The 19,517-nt window shown below is 73.3% G+C and carries 12 protein-coding genes and 1 pseudogene; 9 read left to right on the top strand and 4 right to left on the bottom strand.

The annotated features are described in order from the left end of the window. Window positions 1-168: 168 nt before the first annotated feature. Window positions 169-1,005, top strand: coding sequence for an alpha/beta fold hydrolase (locus IE287_RS14010; RefSeq protein WP_189849346.1), 837 nt, complete (start codon window positions 169-171; stop codon window positions 1,003-1,005). Between the two features lie 288 nt (window positions 1,006-1,293). Here IE287_RS14010 and IE287_RS14005 read toward each other — a convergent pair. Then, window positions 1,294-2,082, bottom strand: a pseudogene (locus IE287_RS14005) (EamA family transporter); the annotation flags it as partial. Window positions 2,083-2,129: 47 nt separating this feature from the next. On the opposite strand from IE287_RS14005, the gene pdxR reads away from it, so the two are divergent. From pdxR to IE287_RS13980, 5 genes are all read left to right on the top strand, one after another. Then, a complete protein-coding gene (gene pdxR, locus IE287_RS14000) occupies window positions 2,130-3,608 on the top strand; it encodes a MocR-like pyridoxine biosynthesis transcription factor PdxR (RefSeq protein ID WP_189849345.1) in 1,479 nt (492 codons plus the stop codon). A 164-nt stretch (window positions 3,609-3,772) separates the two neighbouring features. After that, window positions 3,773-5,401: an alkaline phosphatase D family protein gene (locus IE287_RS13995; protein WP_189849344.1), complete on the top strand. Its 1,629-nt coding sequence runs from the start codon at window positions 3,773-3,775 to the stop codon at window positions 5,399-5,401. 85 nt (window positions 5,402-5,486) lie between these two features. Further along, window positions 5,487-6,854, top strand: a complete 1,368-nt coding sequence (locus tag IE287_RS13990) for an SWIM zinc finger family protein (RefSeq protein WP_189849343.1) — start codon at window positions 5,487-5,489, stop codon at window positions 6,852-6,854. Window positions 6,855-6,918: 64 nt separating this feature from the next. Continuing rightward, on the top strand, window positions 6,919-9,624 hold the full coding sequence (locus tag IE287_RS13985; protein ID WP_189849342.1) for a DUF7824 domain-containing protein: 2,706 nt from the start codon (window positions 6,919-6,921) through the stop codon (window positions 9,622-9,624). Between the two features lie 88 nt (window positions 9,625-9,712). Next, window positions 9,713-11,131, top strand: coding sequence for a GNAT family N-acetyltransferase (locus IE287_RS13980; protein WP_189849341.1), 1,419 nt, complete (start codon window positions 9,713-9,715; stop codon window positions 11,129-11,131). Here IE287_RS13980 and IE287_RS13975 read toward each other — a convergent pair. After that, entirely contained in the window at window positions 11,061-12,269 is a 1,209-nt protein-coding gene (locus IE287_RS13975) for a trans-sulfuration enzyme family protein (RefSeq protein ID WP_373307848.1), read from the bottom strand. The two genes, IE287_RS13980 and IE287_RS13975, sit on opposite strands and share 71 nt — an antisense overlap. Before the next feature lie 59 nt (window positions 12,270-12,328). Here IE287_RS13975 and IE287_RS13970 point away from each other — a divergent pair, with 59 nt between their 5' ends. The 3 genes from IE287_RS13970 (at window position 12,329) to IE287_RS13960 (ending at window position 15,092) form a co-directional block, all read left to right on the top strand. Continuing rightward, on the top strand, window positions 12,329-12,826 hold the full coding sequence (locus IE287_RS13970; RefSeq protein WP_189849340.1) for an Lrp/AsnC family transcriptional regulator: 498 nt from the start codon (window positions 12,329-12,331) through the stop codon (window positions 12,824-12,826). 49 nt (window positions 12,827-12,875) lie between these two features. After that, entirely contained in the window at window positions 12,876-14,576 is a 1,701-nt protein-coding gene (locus IE287_RS13965) for a DUF885 domain-containing protein (protein WP_189849339.1), read from the top strand. 69 nt (window positions 14,577-14,645) lie between these two features. Further along, window positions 14,646-15,092, top strand: coding sequence for an Lrp/AsnC family transcriptional regulator (locus IE287_RS13960; protein WP_189849338.1), 447 nt, complete (start codon window positions 14,646-14,648; stop codon window positions 15,090-15,092). Here IE287_RS13960 and IE287_RS13955 read toward each other — a convergent pair. After that, window positions 15,082-18,126 (bottom strand): AAA family ATPase, encoded by a 3,045-nt coding sequence (locus tag IE287_RS13955; RefSeq protein ID WP_189849337.1) that lies wholly within the window; start codon window positions 18,124-18,126, stop codon window positions 15,082-15,084. The genes IE287_RS13960 and IE287_RS13955 overlap by 11 nt on opposite strands. Next, window positions 18,123-19,298, bottom strand: coding sequence for an exonuclease SbcCD subunit D (locus tag IE287_RS13950; RefSeq protein WP_189849336.1), 1,176 nt, complete (start codon window positions 19,296-19,298; stop codon window positions 18,123-18,125). The genes IE287_RS13955 and IE287_RS13950 overlap by 4 nt, the downstream gene beginning before the upstream one ends. Window positions 19,299-19,517: the final 219 nt, after the last annotated feature.

Here is a 19,517-nt window from a genome sequence, read left to right as displayed (position 1 = left end):
CGAGCAGCCCGAAGCCCCGCCCACCGGTTCCGGGGGCGGGGCTTCGGGCTGCGGGGGAGGACGGCCGAGATCCGGCGGCCCCACTTTCCGCAGGGCTCTTGAACTCGTACCTACCGACCAGTAATTCTTGCTGACAGAACATCTAAGAGGATGTACGAGGGAGCCTCCATGCCCGCACGGATCACGTTCGAGTTCGAGACCCCGCAGGGTCGCCGCGCCACGTCCCTGGCGTACGAGCGCCGGGGAGCGGGCGAGCCGCTGCTCCTGCTCCACGGCATCGGACACCATTGGCAGGCATGGGAGCCGGTCCTCGGCGTCCTCGCCACCGAACGCGACGTCATCGCCGTCGACCTCCCCGGCTTCGGCGCCTCCGACGGACTGCCGCCGGACTGCGCCTACGACCTGACGACCGTCACGCCCGCGCTCGCCGCCTTCTGCGCGGCCCTCGGTGTCGAGCGGCCCCACGTGGCGGGCAACTCGCTCGGCGGACTGCTCGCCCTCCAGCTCGGCCGCGAGAAGGCCGTCCGCTCGGTCACCGCCCTCTCCCCCGCCGGCTTCTGGACCGAGAGCGAGCGCCGGTACGCCTTCGGCACGCTGCGCGCCCTGCGCGGCGCGGCCCTGTCGATGCCCCGCCCCCTCATCGACCGGCTCTCCCGGACCCCGGCCGGGCGCACCGCGCTCACCAGCACGATCTACGCCCGGCCCGGCCGCCGCTCACCGGAGGCCGTCGTCGCCGAGACGCTCGCGCTGCGGGAGGCCACCGGCTTCCACCAGACCCTCGCCGCGGGCCGGACCGTCCTCTTCGGCGAGGACATCCCGTCGCTGCCGGTGACCATCGCCTGGGGCACCCGGGACCGGCTGCTGCTGCGCCGCCAGGGCGTGCGCGCCAAGCGCACCCTCCCCGGAGCGCGCCTCGTACGGCTGCCCGGCTGCGGTCACGTCCCCATGAACGACGACCCCGCGCTCGTCGCCCGCGTGATCCTCGACGGCAGCGCCACCGGCTGAACCGGCCTCCGCCGTGGCGTCCAGCCCGCCTTCTCCGGCGGCGATGGAGTCCTGCTCCGCCCTCGCCGCGGCGCCCGTCCCGTCTACCCCACTCGTCCCGTCAGTCCTACCCGTCCTGTCAGCCCTGCCCGCGTGCTCCGGGCTCCCGACCTTGTCCGTGCTCCCGGCCTTGCCCGTCCTACCGGCCTTGCCCGTCCTACCCGTCCTGCCCGTCAGCAGTCCGGTGCCCAGCGCGGCACCGGCCCCGACGAGCAGGCCGCCGGCCGCCTGCGGCAGACCGAGGGTCGCCTCGCCGACCGCGGCCGCGCTCAGCGCGGCCGCCACGGGGATGGCCCCGGTATAGAGCGTGGCACGCTCCATACCGATGCGCTGGACCGCCATGTAGAAGAGGACGAAGCCGACGACCGTGGCGAGCACCGCCTGCCACATCAACGCGCCCGTCTCGACCGCAGTCGGCATCCGCACGAAATCGGCCCCGTCCACGAGAAGCCCCAGCAGCGCGGCCTCCACCGCCCCGACACCACAGACGGCGAACGTGAGCAGCTTGGGCCCGAGCGGACGCAGCACGGGCACCGCGAGCACGGTGAACCCGACCTCGCCGACGAGAGCCACCCCCGACCAGCCGAGCCCCACCAGGTCGGTGCGTCCCCACCCCTGCACGGTGAAGGCGCCTGCGGCGACGAGGAGGGCCCCGTACAGCACGACCGGCGCGGGCCTCCGGCCTTCGAGCAGCGGTACGAGGACGGCGACCACGACCGGTGCGCAGCCGACGACGACTCCGGGAACCGCGGGTTCCGCGGTGCGCTCGGCAGCGAGGACGGCGAGGTTGAAGCCGACCATGCCGACGGCGGCCAGGGCGGCGATCCTCACCCACTGGCCGGGGGTGAGGAGACGGAGCGGCGCGAGTCCGCCGCGGCCGACGAGCGGGAGCAGGAGGAGGCAGGCGGCGCCGTACCGGAGGGCTTGGCCGCCGGCGTACGGGTAGTCGCCGAGCAGGCCGTTGGCGGTGAAGGAGGCACCGACGAGAGCGTAGGCGAGGGTCACGAGCAGGACTCCGCGCAGGGCGTTCGCGTTCATGCTCCTGACGCTAGGGAGCCGTGCGGCCCGGGTTAAGGTCCACTTCCATGACGCCATCGGGGACCACTTCGAGTACGACGGCGAGGCCTTCGGCACGGGACGCCGACGCACAACCGGCGTGGGAGGTGCTGCTTCCTGCCGCCTCGGCGCCCGCGCGCCGACGCGGCCACGCGCTGCAGGAGGCGTTGCGCGAGGCGGTGCGGACCGGACGGCTCGGCGCCGGCACGCGTCTGCCGTCGAGCCGGGCGCTCGCCGCGGACCTGGGCGTCTCCCGGGGGCTGGTCACGGAGGCGTACGAGCAGTTGACGGCGGAGGGCTACCTGCGCAGCGACCGGGGCTCGGGCACCTGGGTGAGCGGCGCGGTTCGAACGATGCGGGCTGTCACGTCCCCCGGCGTGCACGCACCGCCGCCGCCGGACGCGTACGGCTCCGAGGCCACCGTCGACTTCCGGCCCGGTGTGCCGGACCTCTCCCTCTTCCCCCGTTCGGCCTGGGCGACGGCGCAGCGGGCGGTGCTCGCCGCGCTGCCGCACCACTCACTCAGCTACCCGGATCCACGCGGGTTGCCCGTGCTGCGTGCCGCGCTCGCGGGGCTGTTGGCCCGGCGGCGGGGTGTGGTGGCCGACCCCGATCGCCTCGTGGTGTGCTCGGGGGTGGCGCAGGCGGCGACGCTGATGGGATCCGTACTCCGGACGAGGGGCCACGCCGGGGTGGGGGTGGAGGACCCCGGGAGCCCTGAGCACGCTCGGCTCTTCGCGGCGACCGGTCTGGAGACGATGTGGCTTCCCCTCGACGACGAGGGCTTGCTTCCCGCGTCTCTCGACGCGGCGGGTGTGCGTGCCGTGGTGGTGACGCCGTCCCATCAGTTCCCCTCCGGGATCGCGTGGTCGGCCGAGCGGCGCGGCATGCTCCTGGACTGGGCGCGGGCGGTGGACGGGTACGTCCTGGAGGACGACTACGACGGCGACTTCCGCTACGACCGGGCTCCCGTGGGCGCGCTCCAGGGGCTGGATCCCGAACGGGTCGTGTACGCCGGTTCGGTGAGCAAGTCGCTCGCGCCGGGGCTGCGGCTCGGCTGGATGGTCGTGCCCGGGTCGCTGCTCGACGAGGTCGTCGAGCGGAAGCGGACGATGGATCTGGGGCATCCGGCGCTCGATCAGGCGACGATGGCGCACCTGGTGACGAGTGGTGGGTACGACCGGCAGTTGCGCCGTTGTCAGCGCGTCTACCGAGAGCGGCGCGACGCGCTGCTGACGGCGTTGGACGCCTGCTTTCCCGGGACTTCGGTCACCGGGATCGCGGCCGGGTTGCACGTGATCGCCTGCCTTCCGGACCGCTACGGGCCCACCGACCGCTTCCTGGCCCGCGCGGCGGACGCGGGCGTGGCCCTGCGCGCGCTGGAGGAGTACGGGACGAGGCGACCGGCGGACGGAAACGTGCGGCTCGTCATCGGGTACGCGCATCAGACACCGACGGCCATCGCGGCCGGAGTGCGACGGGTCGCGGAGGCGTTCGACGCGCGGTGAGGCCGCGGCGTGGAGCGGCGGGAGTGAGGTATTCACGCGGGGTTCGCGCGGTGGCCGCTCCCGGCGGTTAGGCAGGGGTTCGGCGCGAACCCTCTTCCTGGAGTTCGGCCTTGGCGTCGTGCGATGACGTCGCTTTCGCCCCGTTGCCCTCTCGGAGGTCTCACATGCCCGCGAATCCGCCCGGTCGTCATCTCGCCGCTCCGCTTCCGCCGGCGCCCGCGCGCCGCAGTCTGTTGCGCGGCTCCCTCGCGGCCTCCGCGGGGCTCGCCCTCGGGGGCGCCGGACTCGCGGCGCCGGCGTTCGCTCTGTCGGGGCGCCCCGAGGCCCGGTGGGGTGTGCAGACGGGTGACGTCACCGCCCGCTCGGGGCTGGTGTGGGCGAGGTCGGACCGGCCCGCACGAATGATCGTCGAGACGTCGGCGACGGAGTCGTTCCGACGGGTCCGCCGCCATCACGGGCCGTCGTTGGGTGCGGGTTCCGACTTCACGGGGACGACGTTCCTCCGGGGTCTTCCGCCGGGCGAGCAGATCCACTACCGGGTCGTACTCTCCGACCTCGATGACCCGCGCCGTACGAGTGAACCCGTTCTCGGCACCTTCCGTACGGCTCCGGAGCGACGTCTCGACGGGGTCCGGTTCCTCTGGTCCGGGGACATCGCCGGTCAGGGCTGGGGCATCAATCCGGACATCGGGGGGTTCAGGGCCTTCGAGGCCATGCGCCGCCTCGACCCCGATTTCTTTCTCTGCAGCGGCGACACCGTCTACGCGGACGGGCCGCTGCAGGCGTCGGTGGCGCTCCCCGACGGCAGGGTCTGGCGCAATCTGGTGACTCCCGAGAAGGCGAAGGTCGCCGAGACTCTCGACGAGTACCGGGGTAATTTCCGCTACAACCTGCTCGACCGCAACGTCCGGGCGTTCAACGCACAGGTGCCGACGGTGGTCCAGTGGGACGACCACGAGGTGCGCAACAACTGGTACCCGGGACAGATCCTCGACGACGCGCGCTATGCGGAGAAGGACGTGGACGTGCTGGCGGCCCGGGCGTCGCGCGCTTTCAGCGAGTACTTCCCGGTCTCCACCCTGCGAGCCGGTCCCGGTCCGGGAGCGGTGGGGGCGGCAACCGGCGGCCGCATGCACCGGGTGGTGCGGTACGGGCCGCTGCTCGACGTCTTCGTGCTGGACATGCGCTCGTACCGCAATGCCAACTCCGCCGGGCGGCAGGCGGACGACGCCACCGGCATCCTCGGTACGGAGCAGCTCGCCTGGCTGAAGCGCGAGTTGTCGCGGTCACGAGCGGTGTGGAAGGTGCTGGCCGCCGACATGCCGATCGGACTGGTCGTGCCGGACGGCGCGACCGCCTTCGAGGCGATCGCGCAGGGCGATCCCGGCGCGCCGCTCGGGCGGGAGCTGCAGATCGCCGAGCTGCTGCGTTTCGTCAAGCACCGGCGGATCACCGGCACGGTGTGGCTGACCGCGGACGTCCACTACACCTCGGCGCAGCACTACGCGCCGGAGCGGGCCGCCTTCCAGGACTTCGCTCCCTTCTGGGAGTTCGTGTCGGGACCGCTGGCCGCCGGCGGTTTCCCGGCCAACAAGCTGGATGCGACGTTCGGTCCGGAGCGGGTCTTCGTGCGGGCGCCGGAGCGGGCGAACGTCTCCCCGATGGAGAGTCCCCAGTACTTCGGGGAGGTCGACATCGACGGAGGGAGCGGCGAACTGACGGTCCGTCTGCGGGGGGATGACGACACCGTGCTGTTCACGAAGGTCCTGCGACCGGGGCTGGTCGGACAGTAGCCCGGTCTTCGCCGATGCGCTTTTGTCCACAGGCCGGCCTGTGGACAAAAGCGCGATGTCAGTGGGAGGCCCTACGGTCGTTTGCATGACGCGATCCGTTCAGGCGCTCGCCTACGCACGCCCTTCTTCCCTCGAGTCCACGGCTTCCGGCCGCCTCCTCGGCCTGGAGACGGCCGGAGGTCTGACCCCTCGCGGCGCAGAGGCGCACCCCCGTTTCTTCGCCGGGTTCCTGGCGTCGCCGCAGGTCGCCGCCCGCGGTCTGCTGGCGGTCGCGGACGTGGCCGCGGCCCGCTACCACCAGCGGGCGAGACCGGGCTCCCTGGATCCCGTCGTCACGGGGAACGGGGACCGGCTGCGGTTCGAGTCCTTCTCCGCCTGCGGCGGTGTGTACGCGCGGCTCGACGTGCTCGACGAGGGCCTGGGCGGTGCGGAGACGGGCCACGGCACGACGAACGTGGACGTGAACGACCCGTTGCGGGAGGCGCTTTCGCGGATGACCGGGAACGATCCGATACATCTGCGGGTGGGTCCGGAGGAGATGGCGGTCACGACGCTCGCCGGATCCGTGGTGGAGAAGAAGGTTCCCCTGCCGGACCGCTGGCTGCGCGGCTTCGCGGAGGCGCAGGTCGCCTCGGCCCGTTTCGATCTGCGGGCCGAGCTGACCGGCGCCGAGGCCGTACGGTTCCTGCGTGGGCTGCCGCGCTCGCAGAGTCGGGGAAGGCCGCCGCTGTGGGTAGTCCAGTCGGGTCGGACACTACGCCCGACGACGCGGCCGGGGGCGGGGGCCGTGTGTCTGCCGGGACCGGACCGGCTCGCCGCCCTGGAGAGGGTTCTGCGGTTCGCGACGGGGTTCCGTGTGTACGGGCCGGTGGCCGACGGTCCGGCCGCGCCCAGCGCCTGGGAGGTGGTTCTGCCGGGGATGAGACTGACGCTCACCCTCTCCCCCGATCCGGCCCGAGGGTTCTCCGGGGAGGGAGGGGTGCTGGAGGCCCTCGCGACGGACGACGCCGCGGCGGACGCGGAGCTGATCGCGGTCCTTCTCGCCTGGGAGCCGCGGATCGACCCGGCCGATCTCTCCGAGCAGTCCGGTCTCCCCGTCGATCGGGTCCGCGCCGCCCTGACGCGGTTGGGCACCGCCGGCCGGGTCGGCTACGACGTCGCGGACGCCGCGTACTTCCATCGGGAACTCCCCTACGACGCGGACCGCGCGGAGCGGCACAATCCCCGTCTCGTCTCGGCGAGACGCCTGGTAGCGGACGGTGCGGTGTGTCTGGAGGGGGATCTGGCGACGGTGGTCTCCGGGGAGCGTCGGTACCGGGTGCGCTGGTCGGACGGGACACCGACCTGCACGTGTGCGTGGTGGGCCGACCACCGCGGACGTCGTGGGCCTTGCAAGCACGCGCTGGCGGTACGGATGGTCCGCGGCGGAATGGTCGTGGCGGGGGCTGCATGACCGCGGGGGCCGAGCCGTCGACAGCGGCCGGCAGGAACGGAACGAGCCACTCATGGGGGCGGAGATGACGACGAAGGTGATCAGCGGGACGATCGAGGGCGACGACGAAGGCGTCGACGCCCTGATGAAGGCAGTACGCGCGGGCCGGGCCGGCGAGGTGCCGGCGCTGTTGGAGCGCCTGGAGGCGGCCGACCGAGCGGAGGCGCTGACACGGCTCAAGGCCCTGCGCGCCGAGGTGCGCTCCTGGGACTGGAGCCGGTGGCAGGAGGCGACGCGGGTCCGGCGGGCGCTGTACGTCGCGGGAGCGGGCTGCCACACGGGGGCCGCGGCGGCTGCGAGCTGGCTGGGCGGGCGTGATCTGCTGAGCTGGCGCACGGAGGACGGCGCCCTGGCGCTACGGGTGCTCACCGACCGCACGCCCGTGTGGCGTGCGGATGTGGCTCACCGGTTGGCGGCCAAGCCCGCTGTCGCCGAGGAGAGCTACCCATTGATCCGGGCGCTGGTGGAGAGCTCCGGAGCCACGGTTCCGGCGACGGACGGTTACGTGCTCGGGTGGATGCGGAAGATCACCGACGACAGGCTCCTGACGACGCTGCGGAACGATCCGCAGACACCGGTGCTCGTCGCCCATGCCCTCGCGATGCGGGAGACCCCGGACCAGCTGACCTGGTCGGGAACGGAAGGTTCGGCGGCTCACTGGCCGTCGGCGCTGTCGAAGCTCACGGAGGAAGGGGTGCTCGACCGCGCGGAGCTGGTCGACCTCTGTGTGTCGCGGCTGCTGCGTGGCGGACGCTCCCGTGACCTGCGGTTCCCACTGGCCCTGCTGCAGCTGGTGCCGCCGAACGCGGATGAGCGGCGGGACCGGATCGCCGACTGGATCGGCATGACCGCCGACGCGACCTCGACGGTCGCCGGGTACGCGCAGAAGATACTGTCCGGGCTGGCGCTCGAGGGGGCGCTGCCGGGCGGGGCGTTTGCTGAGATGACGGCGGGCGTGTTGTTCCGTACGGAGAAGAAGCTCCTGCGGGCCCAGCTGACGCTGGTGAACAAGGTCCTCACGAAGAACCCAGCGCTCGCGGGCGAGGTGCTGCCGGTGGTCGCCGACGCGTTCGGTCACGACGACTCGGAGGTTCAGGAGCGGGCGCTGCAGGTCGTGGCCCGCCATCTGAAGGCCGTCGACGAGGCGACACGCCGCGAGCTGGGCCAGGCGGCCTCACTGCTCGGTCCCGCGCACAGGTCGGCGGCGGAGACGGTCTTCGGGAGCGGCCTCGGGGAACCGGAGCACCTGCTGTACGAGGAGATCCTGCCTCCCGTTCCGGAGCCTCAGATCCTGCGGGATACGGAGGGAAGCCTGGAGGAGCTCGTGGAGGACCTGCTGGTGCAGCAGCGTCGCGCGGGCGATGCCATGGAATTCGAGGTGGCGCTCGACGGCCTTGTACGGCACGCGCACAAGGACAAGGAGAGGGTCGCGTCGCGGGTGAAGGAGGCGTTCGCCGACGCGTACTGGCAGGATTCGGGCGCTTTCCTCGGCCACACCGGGTACGACTACTTCCGGCACGGGGCGCGTGGCCTGGACGCCGTGCTCGCGGCTCTCGTGGGGAAGGTGAAGCGGGAACGGACGCGAGCCGGGCGGAACCAGACCGTTCCGATGACGTCCTGTGTGCACGGGGCGATGGAGGTCACGCAGGACATCCGGGTCTGGGAGGTCGCGCATCTGATCGGCGGCGGGACACTGCCGCTGCTCCTGTCCACGCCCACCCGCCACACCGGGGGGATCGATCCCTTGGAGCTGGTGCGCCGGCTTCGCGAGTACGCGGACGCGGGGCTCGAACCGGCGCCGATGGACCTGGGGCACGCCCTGCTGCGGGTGCGCCGCCAGGACGCCGCCGCCGTACAGGCCGCCGACGAAGCGGAGGCGCTCGGCAGCAAGGCCGGGGCACGGCTGGCCGAGTGGCTCCGGTCGGAGAACCCTCTGGGCGCCACGGTTCGATTCCATCCGCGAGGGGAGAAGGAGTCCGGTCGTTGGTGGCTGGTCGATCGGATCCTGGTCGAGATGGCGAAGCGTCCCGAGTTCCGTGACGAGTTCCCGAAGGGCCTGCACTGGCTCGCCGGTGGCCTGCTGCCGAACGCGCGCCGCTGCTACCACTGGGAGCAGGTTCCCGAGCGCTGGGCCACGCTGCTGCCCGCCGACCGCGAGCTGCTCGCGGCATGTCTGCTGTCCTCGATGGCGAGCGCGGTCGACGGGGATTCGGCACGGGACGTGACCGGCCCGCTGACGCTTCTGGCCGAGGGGGAGGGACAGGTCGGCCGGGCCGTCGCCCTGGTGCTCGCCTTCGGCCTCGGTTGCCGTGACGCGGACGACCGGCTTCGTGCGGTGGACGCACTGCTCGTCCTGGCCTCACGAGGGGATCTGGATGCCCGGCAGGTGGGAAGGGATCTGGCCTGGCTTCTTGCCGAACGCTCGATGAAGCCGAACCGCCTCGCGGACGCGGCCCGCACCGCGGCTGCCACGGGCGCGTACGGGACCGTGTGGACGATCCTGTCGGAGGCGTTGCCGCCTCTACTGGAAGCCGAGCAGCCCATGCGCGGCTTGGGTGAACTGCTGGCCATTGCGGCGGACTGTGTGGAACGGTGTGGGGCGACGGGACAGCTCGCGGGACTGGAACGGCACGCCGCGGCGCGGGGCTCGTCACAGCTGGTGACGCAGGCGAGGCGGCTGCGGAACGCACTCCGCCAGGGGAGCGATCAAAGCGCGACAGAAACGTCCTGAATCAGTCGCAAATCCTCCAGATCGCCACTTAACCCGCCAGTCACAAAGCGTTCGTGATCACGCAACACCTCTCGGTCACAGTGAAGTCATGACCGATGTGACGTCCTCGAAGAGCACTCGCCGCCCGCACCACTGGCGGCACGACCTGATCGAACTCGCCGCCCTGTTCACCGCCGTGGTGGTGGCCGACACGATCGCCAAGACCATCGTCAAGGGTCCCGACGGCCCCTACCTCCTGGTGTTCTCGGCCATCGCTCTGATGGCCACCGCCGGCTTCCACACATGGTGGGCGCGAAGGCACAGTCATGCCCCACCCGCCGCCAAGGGAGCGTCCGCGCCGGCGCACGCTTCCGGCGACCCCGCGGAACGGTACACGGACGCCGCGTCGGACCGGGCCCCGGAGGTCGTCGAGACCGTGCTGTGGCGGATGAGGACCACGGTCGACGACGCTCCGGGCAGCCTGGCCGCACTGTGCACCGTGCTCGCCCTGCTCGACGTCGACATCCTCACGCTGCAGACCCACCCGCTGACCGAGGGAACGGTCGACGAGTTCCTGCTCCGCGCCCCGGCAACCCTTTCCTCCGGCGCTCTCGCTCGAGAGATCGGAGCCGCCGGCGGGCGGGACACCTGGACCGAGCGGGCCGATGCCCACGACCTCGTGGACACCCCCACCCGGGTCCTCGGTCTCGCCACCCGGACCGCGCTCGACGCCGCCGAACTGCCCCTCGCTCTCCGCCAGCTCCTCGGGCGGTGCACGCTGCACTCCGTGCCGGCCGTCTCGCTGACCGGCCGTCCGACCGGCGAACAGGCACCCGTCGAGGGCGTGCTCGAAGAGACCGTGATGAAGCTGCGCGACCCCAGCGGCGGCACGCTGCTCATCGAGCGGCCGTACCTTCCCTTCACCCCGACCGAGTTCGCCCGCGCCCGCGCACTCGTCGAGCTCGATGCACGGCTGGGCCCCCGGGTCCCGCGCAGCCAGGACGTCCTCACCCTCCCTGAGGGGAACGAGATCACCGTCCGCCGCGCCGACCAGCGGGATCTGGTACCCGCACGCGCCATGCACGACCGCTGCTCCGCACGCACCCTCAGCCTTCGCTACCACGGGCCGGTCGGCGACGCAGACCGCTACCTCGACCACCTGCTGAGCCCGCGGTTCGGGCGCACCCTCGCCGTACAGACCGCGTCCGGACGTCTCGTCGCTCTCGGACACCTGCTGTGGGACGGTGACGAGACCGAGGTGGCACTGCTGGTGGAGGACGACTGGCAGCGGCGCGGCATCGGCGCCGAACTCCTCGGCCGGCTCGTGGCCATGGCCGAGGAGGCGGGATGCGACAGCGTCTACGCCGTGACCCAGGCGTCCAACACCGGCATGGTCGCAGCCATGCGCGCGCTGAACCTCCCCCTCGACTACCAGATCGAAGAGGGGACGCTGGTGATCACCGCTCGGCTGGACTCGGCACCGCGACGGAGCGAGCGACCCCAGCAGGCTCGGCAGAGCGAGCGCTGAGCGCCTGGGTCAGGTCGCGCCACAGGTCTTCGACGTCCTCCAGGCCCACCGACATCCGCAGCAGCCGGTCGCTGACGCCCGCAGCCCATCGGTCGCCCTCGCGCACGATGCGGTGACTGATGGACGCCGGGTGCTGGATCAAAGTGTCGACACTGCCCAGGCTCACCGCCGGGGTGATCAGCCTGACGCCGGCGATCACCTCGTGCGGGTCGCCGTGCACCTCGAAGGCGACCATGGCGCCGCCGATCGCCGGGTAGTGGACACGCTCGATCCGCGCGTCGGCGGCGAGGCGGCGCACGAGCTCCGCAGCCGTGGCCGAAGCCGCCCGGACGCGCACCGGCAGCGTGGACAACCCACGCAGCAGCAGGTAGCCGGCGAGAGGATGGAGCACGCCGCCCGTGGCGAAGCGCACCCGGCGCAGCTCGCGGGCGAACTCCTCGTCGCAGGCGACGACGCCGCCCATGACGTCGCCGTGCCCGCCCAGGTACTTGGTGGCGCTGTGCAGCACGATGCGCGCGCCGAGACCGGCGGGGCGCTGGAGGACCGGAGTGGCGAAGGTGTTGTCGACGAGGAGCGGGACCGTGCCGCAGGAGTGGGCGACGGCGCGGATGTCGACCTCGGCCAGGGTCGGATTGGCCGGGGACTCGACCATGACGAGGCCGGTGTCCGGGCGGATGGCGTCGGCGACGCCCGCCGGGTCGGTCCAGGTCACCTCGGTGCCGAGCAGCTCGGCGTCCAGCAGGTGGTCGCTGCAGCCATAGAGCGGCCGGACCGCGACGACGTGACGCAGGCCCTGGGCGGCGCGGGCCAGCAGGACCGCGGTCAGGGCGGCCATGCCGCTCGCGAAGGCCACGGCGGCCTCCGTGCCCTCCAGCCTCGCCAGGGCCTCCTCGAAGCGGGCGACGGTCGGGTTGTCGAGGCGGGCGTAGACGGGCGGGCCTTCGAGGCGCGCGCCGGTGGCGGCGAACTCGTCGATGCGGGCGGCCTCGGCGCGGGCGTCGTACGACGGGTAGGTGGTGGACAGGTCGAGCGGAGGGGCGTGCACCCCGAGCGCGGCGAGGTCTTCCCGGCCGGCGTGCACGGCTTCGGTGGCGAGCGCCCTCGGGGTGACCGAAGGGGCGTGATCCATGGCGTCCATGGCCGCACTGTGAACGGATACCGGGAAGTAGCGGCATACATCCGTGCTACGTTCGGCCGATGGCCGAATCTGTCGTACTGGACACGGTCGATCTGCACATTCTCCGCCTCCTGCAGAACGACGCCCGGACCACCTACCGGGAGCTCGCCGCCGAAGTCGGCGTCGCCCCCTCCACCTGCCTCGACCGGGTGGCCCGGCTCCGCCGTACCGGTGTCGTGCTCGGGCACCAGTTGCGACTGGATCCGGCCAAACTCGGCCGCGGCCTGGAGGCACTGCTGCTCGTGCAGGTCCGGCCCCACCGGCGGGAACTGATCGGTCCGTTCGTCGACCGGATCCGTGCCCTGCCCGAGTCTCGGGCCCTGTTCCACCTCACGGGTCCCGACGACTACCTCGTGCACGTCGCCGTGTCCGACCCGTCCGACCTGCAGCGACTCGTCCTGGACGAGTTCACCTCGCAGCGCGAGGTGGCGCGGGTCGAGACGAGACTGATCTTCCAGCAGTGGGACTGCGGCCCCTTGATGCCGCCCGGCGCGGGAGCGTCCTTGTCAGCCGTATGAGCCCGGTCGAGGGTGACGGGAGACCGGCGGAGGCACCAGGATGAGTCACATGCCAGAGAGTTCCCGCAGCAATCTGCCCCGTCAGGTCGCCGACGCCTTCGTCGACGACTTCATCGCCCTCGACCCGATCACCGGCACCCATCTGGGAGTCCGGGAGAGCGCCGGACGGCTTCCGGACTTCTCCCCCGAAGGCCAGGAAGCCGTGGCCGAGCTCGCCCGCCGTACCCTCGCCCTGCTCGACGAGGCGGAGCGGACCCCGGGCGCGGACAGCGACGCCGAGCGGCGCTGTGCCCGCCTGCTCCGGGAGCGGCTCACCGCCGAGCTGGCCGTGCACGACGCCGACGAGGGCCTGTGCGCGGTCAGCAACATGCGCTCGCCGGTGCACAGCGTCCGGATCGTCTTCACCGTGATGCCCACCGAGACCGAGGACGACTGGGCGGCCGTGGCCCAGCGGCTGCGGGCCGTTCCGGCCGCGCTGGAGGGGTATCGGGCCTCGCTCGCGCTCGGTCTGGAGCGGAAGCTGTTCGGCGGGCCGCGGGCCACCGCCACCTTCGTCGGTCAGCTGACCGACTGGGCGGGCGCCGACGGCGCGCCGGGCTGGTTCGAGGAGTACGCCGCGGCCCGCCCCGACACACTCCCGGAGGAGCTGCGCGCCGAGCTCGCCGCGGCGGCCGCCGGGGCGAGCGACGCCGTCGCGGCCCTGCGGGACTGGATGCGCGAGACGTACGCCCCCGCCGTCGCCGACGCACCGGACACCGTGGGCCGCGAGCGGTACCGGCGCTGGAGCCGCTACTTCAACGGCACCGACCTGGACCTCGACCAGGCGTACGCCTACGGCTGGTCCGAGTACCACCGGCTGCGCGAGGAGATGCACACCGAGGCCGACCGGATCCTGCCCGGCTCGGACCCGTGGGAGGCGCTCGCGCACCTCGACGAGCACGGTACGCACATCGAGGGCGTCGACGAGGTCCGCGCATGGCTGCAGCAGCTCATGGACGAGGCGATCGACGCGCTCGACGGGACCCACTTCGAGCTCGCCGAGCGGGTCCGGAAGGTGGAGTCGCACATCGCGCCGGCGGGCGGCGCCGCCGCCCCGTACTACACGGGGCCCTCCGAGGACTTCTCGCGCCCCGGCCGCACCTGGCTCCCGGTGGACGGGCAGACCCGGTTCCCCGTGTACGACCTGGTGTCGACCTGGTACCACGAGGGCGTGCCCGGGCATCACCTGCAGATCGCTCAGTGGGTGCACGTCGCCGACAGCCTCTCCCGCTACCAGGCCACCATCGGCATGGTGAGCGCCAACGCCGAGGGCTGGGCCCTGTACGCGGAGCGGCTGATGGACGAGCTCGGCTTCCTTCCGGACGCGGAGCGCCGGCTCGGCTACCTGGACGCGCAGATGATGCGGGCGTGCCGGGTGATCGTGGACATCGGCATGCACCTGGGCCTGGAGATCCCGGCGGACTCGCCGTTCCACCCGGGTGAGCGGTGGACGCCCGACCTGGCGCAGGAGTTCTTCCAGCGGCACAGCAGCCGTCCGCCGGCGTTCGTGGAGAGCGAGCTGACGCGGTACCTGTCCATGCCGGGGCAGGCCATCGGCTACAAGCTGGGCGAGCGGGCGTGGCTGCTCGGCCGCGAGCGGGCCCGCGCGGCGCACGGCGACGCCTTCGACGCGAAGGCGTGGCACATGGCCGCACTGAGCCAGGGACCGCTGGGCCTGGACGACCTCGTGGACGAGATCTCCCGGCTCTGACCGACCCCGGCGGGAGGTTTCCCCGGCGGACGACTTGATCCGCCGGGGAAACCCCTGTTGGCTCGGTCCATGAACGACTACGCCCCGGACGCCACCGACTGGCGGATCCTCGACGCACTCCAGGCCCAGGGCCGGGCCAGCTACGCCGAGCTCGCCCGCGCCGTCTCCATGTCGCCGTCGGCCGTGACGGAGCGGGTGCGCCGCCTGGAGGAGGCCGGGGTGATCACCGGGTACACCGCCGTGGTGGACCACGAACGCCTCGGGCTGCCGATCCTCGCGTTCGTACGGCTCCGCTACCCCACCGGCAACTACAAGCCCTTCCACGACCTGGTCGCCGTCACCCCCGAGGTGCTGGAGGCGCACCACGTCACCGGCGACGACTGCTTCGTGATCAAGGTCGCCGCCCGTTCCATGCGGCACCTGGAGGAGATCTCCGGGAAGATCGGCACGCTCGGTTCGGTGACGACCAGCGTCGTCTACTCGTCACCGCTCCCCCGCCGTTCCGTCAGCCGCTGAGTCCGTCCCCGGCCGGGTGCAGGCGGACGGACGAGCCGTGGCGGGACTTGGCGACCTCCAGCTGGGCCGGGATCCGGCGGCGCAGGTCGGCCACGTGGCTGACGATGCCCACGCTGCGGTCGCGTTCGCGCAGCGAGTCCAGGACGTCGAGGACCTCGTCGAGGGTCTGGTCGTCGAGGCTGCCGAAGCCCTCGTCGATGAAGAGGGTGTCGAGACGGACGCCGCCTGCCTCGTCGGTGACGACGTCGGCGAGGCCGAGCGCGAGGGCGAGGGAGGCGAAGAACGTCTCGCCCCCGGAGAGCGTGGCGGTGTCGCGCTCGTTGCCGGTCCAGGCGTCGACGACGTGGAGTCCGAGGCCGCTGCGGCGCGCGCCCGCGCGCGCGTCCGAGTGCACGAGCGTGTAGCGGCCGGAGGACATGCGCTGGAGGCGCGCCGAGGCGGCCGCGGCGACCTGTTCGAGCCGGGCGGCGAGGACGTACGCCTCCAGGCGCATGCGGCGCTCGTTCTCGGCGGAGGTCCCGGCGGTGAGGCCGGCGAGCCGTGCCACCCGGTCGTGTTCGGCACGCAGCGGGCCCAGGCGCCGTACCTCGGTCTCGGCCCGGCGGGCGAGTTCGGCGAGGCCGGTGACGCGCTCGCGGGCGGCGGCGAGTCCGGCGCCGGCGGCCCGCAGGGCCCGCTCGGCGGCGGTGTGCGCGGCCTCGGCGGCGGTGGGGTCGGCGGGCGGGAGCGCGGCGGCCTCCTCGGTGCCGGGTTCGGCGAGCCGGTCGGCGACGGCGGCGGACTCGGCCTGCCACACGTCCAGGCGCTGCTGGCGCGCGCGGCGGCTCCGTTCGTCGAGGAGGGCGGCGGCGGCCTCCGTGGGGGTGGTGAACCCGGCCCGGTAGGAGGCGTCGGCGAGTTGGGCATCTGCCTTCTTGAGGCGGTCGGCGGCGAGCTCCTCCGCGCGTACGGCTCCGGCCGCGTCGACCACGAGGGCGATGCGCCGTTCCAGGCGGTCGGCGTGCTCGGCCACACTGGAGAACGCGCCCCGGCCCCGGTCCAGTTCCTCGGCGAGCTCGGCCCGCTGCCGGTCGAGGCTCTCGCGTCGCGAGGTCCGGGCGGCGACGCGGCGTTCCGCCTCGCGTTGGGCAGTTGCCCTCTTCTCGTGTTCGCGTTCGGCGTGCGCCAGCGCTTCGCGCGCCGCGTGCGTCCGGGCGGCGAGGGCGTGCGCCTCCGCGTGGCGGGCGGTCAGCTCCTCGGCCTCGGCGGCGAGTTCGCCGACGGTGGGCTGGGGGTCCGCCTGTCCCGGGGAGGCGAGGGTCCTGACCTCCTCGCGAGCCCCGGCGAGGGCCTCGCGGGTGGCGGCGAGGTCGCGTTCGGCGGCGCGGCCGGTCTCGTCGGCCTGGGTGTAGCGGGCGTAGGCGGCCTCTTCGGCGGCCCGGTCGACGTGGTCGGCGGTGGTGGGCGTCGGCGCAGGGTGGCTGGTGGAGCCGCAGACCTGGCAGGGGTGGCCGTCGGTGAGGGTGGCGGCGAGTTCGGCGGCGATGCCGCGCAGTCGGCGGGACTTGAGGTCGAGCCAGGTTTCGTGTGCCGTGTTGCGGTGCTCGCGGGCGGTCGCGTACCGCTCCTCGGCCCGGTTCAGGGCCGTGGCGAGGTCGTCGCGGCGCCGGGCGGCGGCGAGCCGGAGGCGCAGGGGGTCGAGCCGGCCGGCGAGGTGTTCGGCTCGGGCCGCCGCCTCGTGCGCGGCGTCGACGCGCTGCTGGAGCGCGGCGCGCCGGGGTTCCCAGTCGGCGAGCCAGTCGGTGGCCTCCTGGAGGGCGTCCTCGTCGGCGCGGGCCTCCCGTTCGAGGAGGGTCCTCTCCTCGGCGAGCGCGGCGGCACGGCCCTCGGCGCGGCGGGCGGCGGCGAGGCCGCCGAGTTCCTCGCGGAGCCGGTTCTCCAGGGTGGAGAGCTGCTCGGCCGGAGCCTCGGCGAGGTCGGGAGGGAGCAGGGAACGGGCCGATCCCCGGACGGCCAGCGCCCCGGCGTGCTCGCGTTCGGCGTCGTGGCGCAGGGCGAGGGCGGGGGCGACCCGTTCGGCCTTGAGCGCGAGGTCGAGGGCGTGCCGGTCGCCGTCCCGCTCGGGGATCCGGGCGGTCAGCGCCTCGCGGCGGCGCAGCGCGTCGGCGTGACGGGTCTGGCGGGCGGCGAGCTCCCGGGCGTGCGCGGCGGCCGCGCGGGCGTGCGCCTCGGCGTGTTCGGCCGAGGTGAAGCGTACGGCGGCGATGTCGGCGGCCTCGCGGGCCTCGGTGCGGGCCACGGCCCCCCAGGCGAGGACCGAGTCGGCGAGGCCGGGCTCGCCGGGCCGCCCGTCGACGGGGGCGTCGGCGGCGGGCAGGCCTCCGGCGGCCTGGGCCATGCGGTGGGCGAGGGCGAGAAGGCGGGTGTCACCCTCCTCGACGCGGTGGGCGGCGACGCGGCGCAGCTCGGCGAGGCGTTCCTCGACGGCGGCGAAGCGGCGGGTGTCGAAGAGGCGGCCGAGGAGCTTGCCGCGTGCCTCGGCGTCGGCGCGCAGGAAGCGGGCGAAGTCGCCCTGTGGCAGCAGGACGACCTGGCAGAACTGGTCCCGGCTCATGCCGAGGAGCTGGGTGATCTCCTCGCCGATCTCCTGGTGGGACTTGCTGAGACCGGTCCACGCGCGCGTGGCGGGGTCGTACTCGCGCAGGGTGCTCTGCGCCTTCTCGGTGGTGAAACCTCCGCCGCGCTTCTTGGGCCGCGGCTGCGCGGGGCTGCGCCTGATCTCCAGGCGGCGGCCGCCGACGGTGAGGTCGAGCAGGACCTCGGTGAGGGTTCCGGCGGGCGCGTGGTCGCTGCGGAGTGTGGTTCCGGGCGCCTGACGGGCGCCGGGCACGCTTCCGTACAGGGCGAAGCAGACGGCGTCGAGGACGGAGGTCTTGCCGGCGCCGGTGGGACCGTGGAGGAGGAAGAGCCCGGCGGTGGACAAGGCGTCGAAGTCGACGGTCTGAGTGGTTCCGAAGGGACCGAAGGCGGTGATCTCCAGCCGGTGCAGCCTCATCGGCCCCCCTCGCGCTCGGTGGTGGCGGCGTCGACGCGGACGTCGTCGAAGGCGCCGTACAGCACGGTCCGTTCCGCCGCGTCGAGTCCGCCGCCGGCGCGGACGTGGGCGACGAAGTCCTCGGCGATCTGCTGGTCGCTGCGGCCGCGGAGCCGCTGGGCGTAGGAGGCGAGGGAGTCGGTGTCGGCGCGTTCGGGCTCGAAGACGAGGTTGAGGGTGTGCGGGAAGCGTTCGGCGAGCCGGGCCATCGGGTCGTGGGGGCGCACCGCGTCGGTGAGGGTGGCCTCGATCCAGGAGTCCTGGTGGCGGGTGTGCGCGGGGTCGGCGAGCAGGTCGTCGAGGCGGCCCCGGAGCCGGGCGAGCGGGCGGGGCACGGGGCAGTCGACGCGCTCGGCGGCGGTGACGGCGCCGTCGGCGCCGAGGTCGACGAGCCACGTCGTCTTGCGGTGATCGGCCTCGGAGAAGGAGTAGGCGAGCGGGGAGCCGGAGTACCGCACGCGGGGGGTGAGGGTCTGGGCGCCGTGGAGGTGGCCGAGGGCGATGTAGTCGACGCCGTCGAACACCGCTGCGGGGACGGCGGAGACGCCGCCGACGGTGATGTCGCGCTCGCTGTCGCTGGCCGCGCCGCCCGCGACGAAGGCGTGCGCGAGGACGACGGAACGCGTCCCGGCGGGCCGGGTGGCGAGGTCGGCGCGGACCCGGTCCATGGCGGCGGCGAGCACTGCCTCGTGGCCGCCCCGCCGGGCCCCGAGCTGCTCCCGCACGAGCGCGGGCTCCAGGTACGGCAGGCCGTAGAGGGCGACCTCGCCGTGCGCGTCGGCGAGGACGACGGGGGTGCCGATGCCGGCCGGGTCGGTACGCAGGTGGATGCCGGCGCGGCCGAGGAGTCCGGCGCCGACGCCGAGGCGGCGGGCGGAGTCGTGGTTGCCGGAGATCATGACCGTGGGCACGCCCGCCTCGGCGAGGCGGTGCAGCGCGCGGTCGAAGAGCTCGACGGCGGGCAGCGGCGGCACGGCGCGGTCGTACACGTCGCCGGCGACGAGGACGGCGTCCACGTCGCGGTCGCGGACGGTGGCGACGAGGTGGTCGAGGAAGGCGGCCTGTGCGTCGAGGAGGCCGACGCGGTGGAAGGACCGGCCGAGGTGCCAGTCCGAGGTGTGCAGGAACCTCACGTCGTCGTCCCACCCCGCATGCGCGCGCCGCTCCTCGCCCTGGTGCCGGATTCCCGTCCGGTGACCCGGGTCCGTTCGTGTGTGTCCACCACGCTATCCCGGCGGGGGTGGTGGGCGGGGCCACATGAGGGAGATGCGGGGTGGGGAGGAGGCGGGTCGGCGGGGAGGAACAAGGCACGACCGGAAGGGGCCGATGCCCAGGACTGCGGGCAAGCTTGT

It is taken from the genome of Streptomyces omiyaensis, assembly GCF_014650895.1.
GTDB classification, from domain to species: domain Bacteria; phylum Actinomycetota; class Actinomycetes; order Streptomycetales; family Streptomycetaceae; genus Streptomyces; species Streptomyces omiyaensis.
The sequence above is the reverse complement of the archived record's forward strand: the minus strand, read 5'-3'. Positions and strand labels throughout refer to the sequence as shown.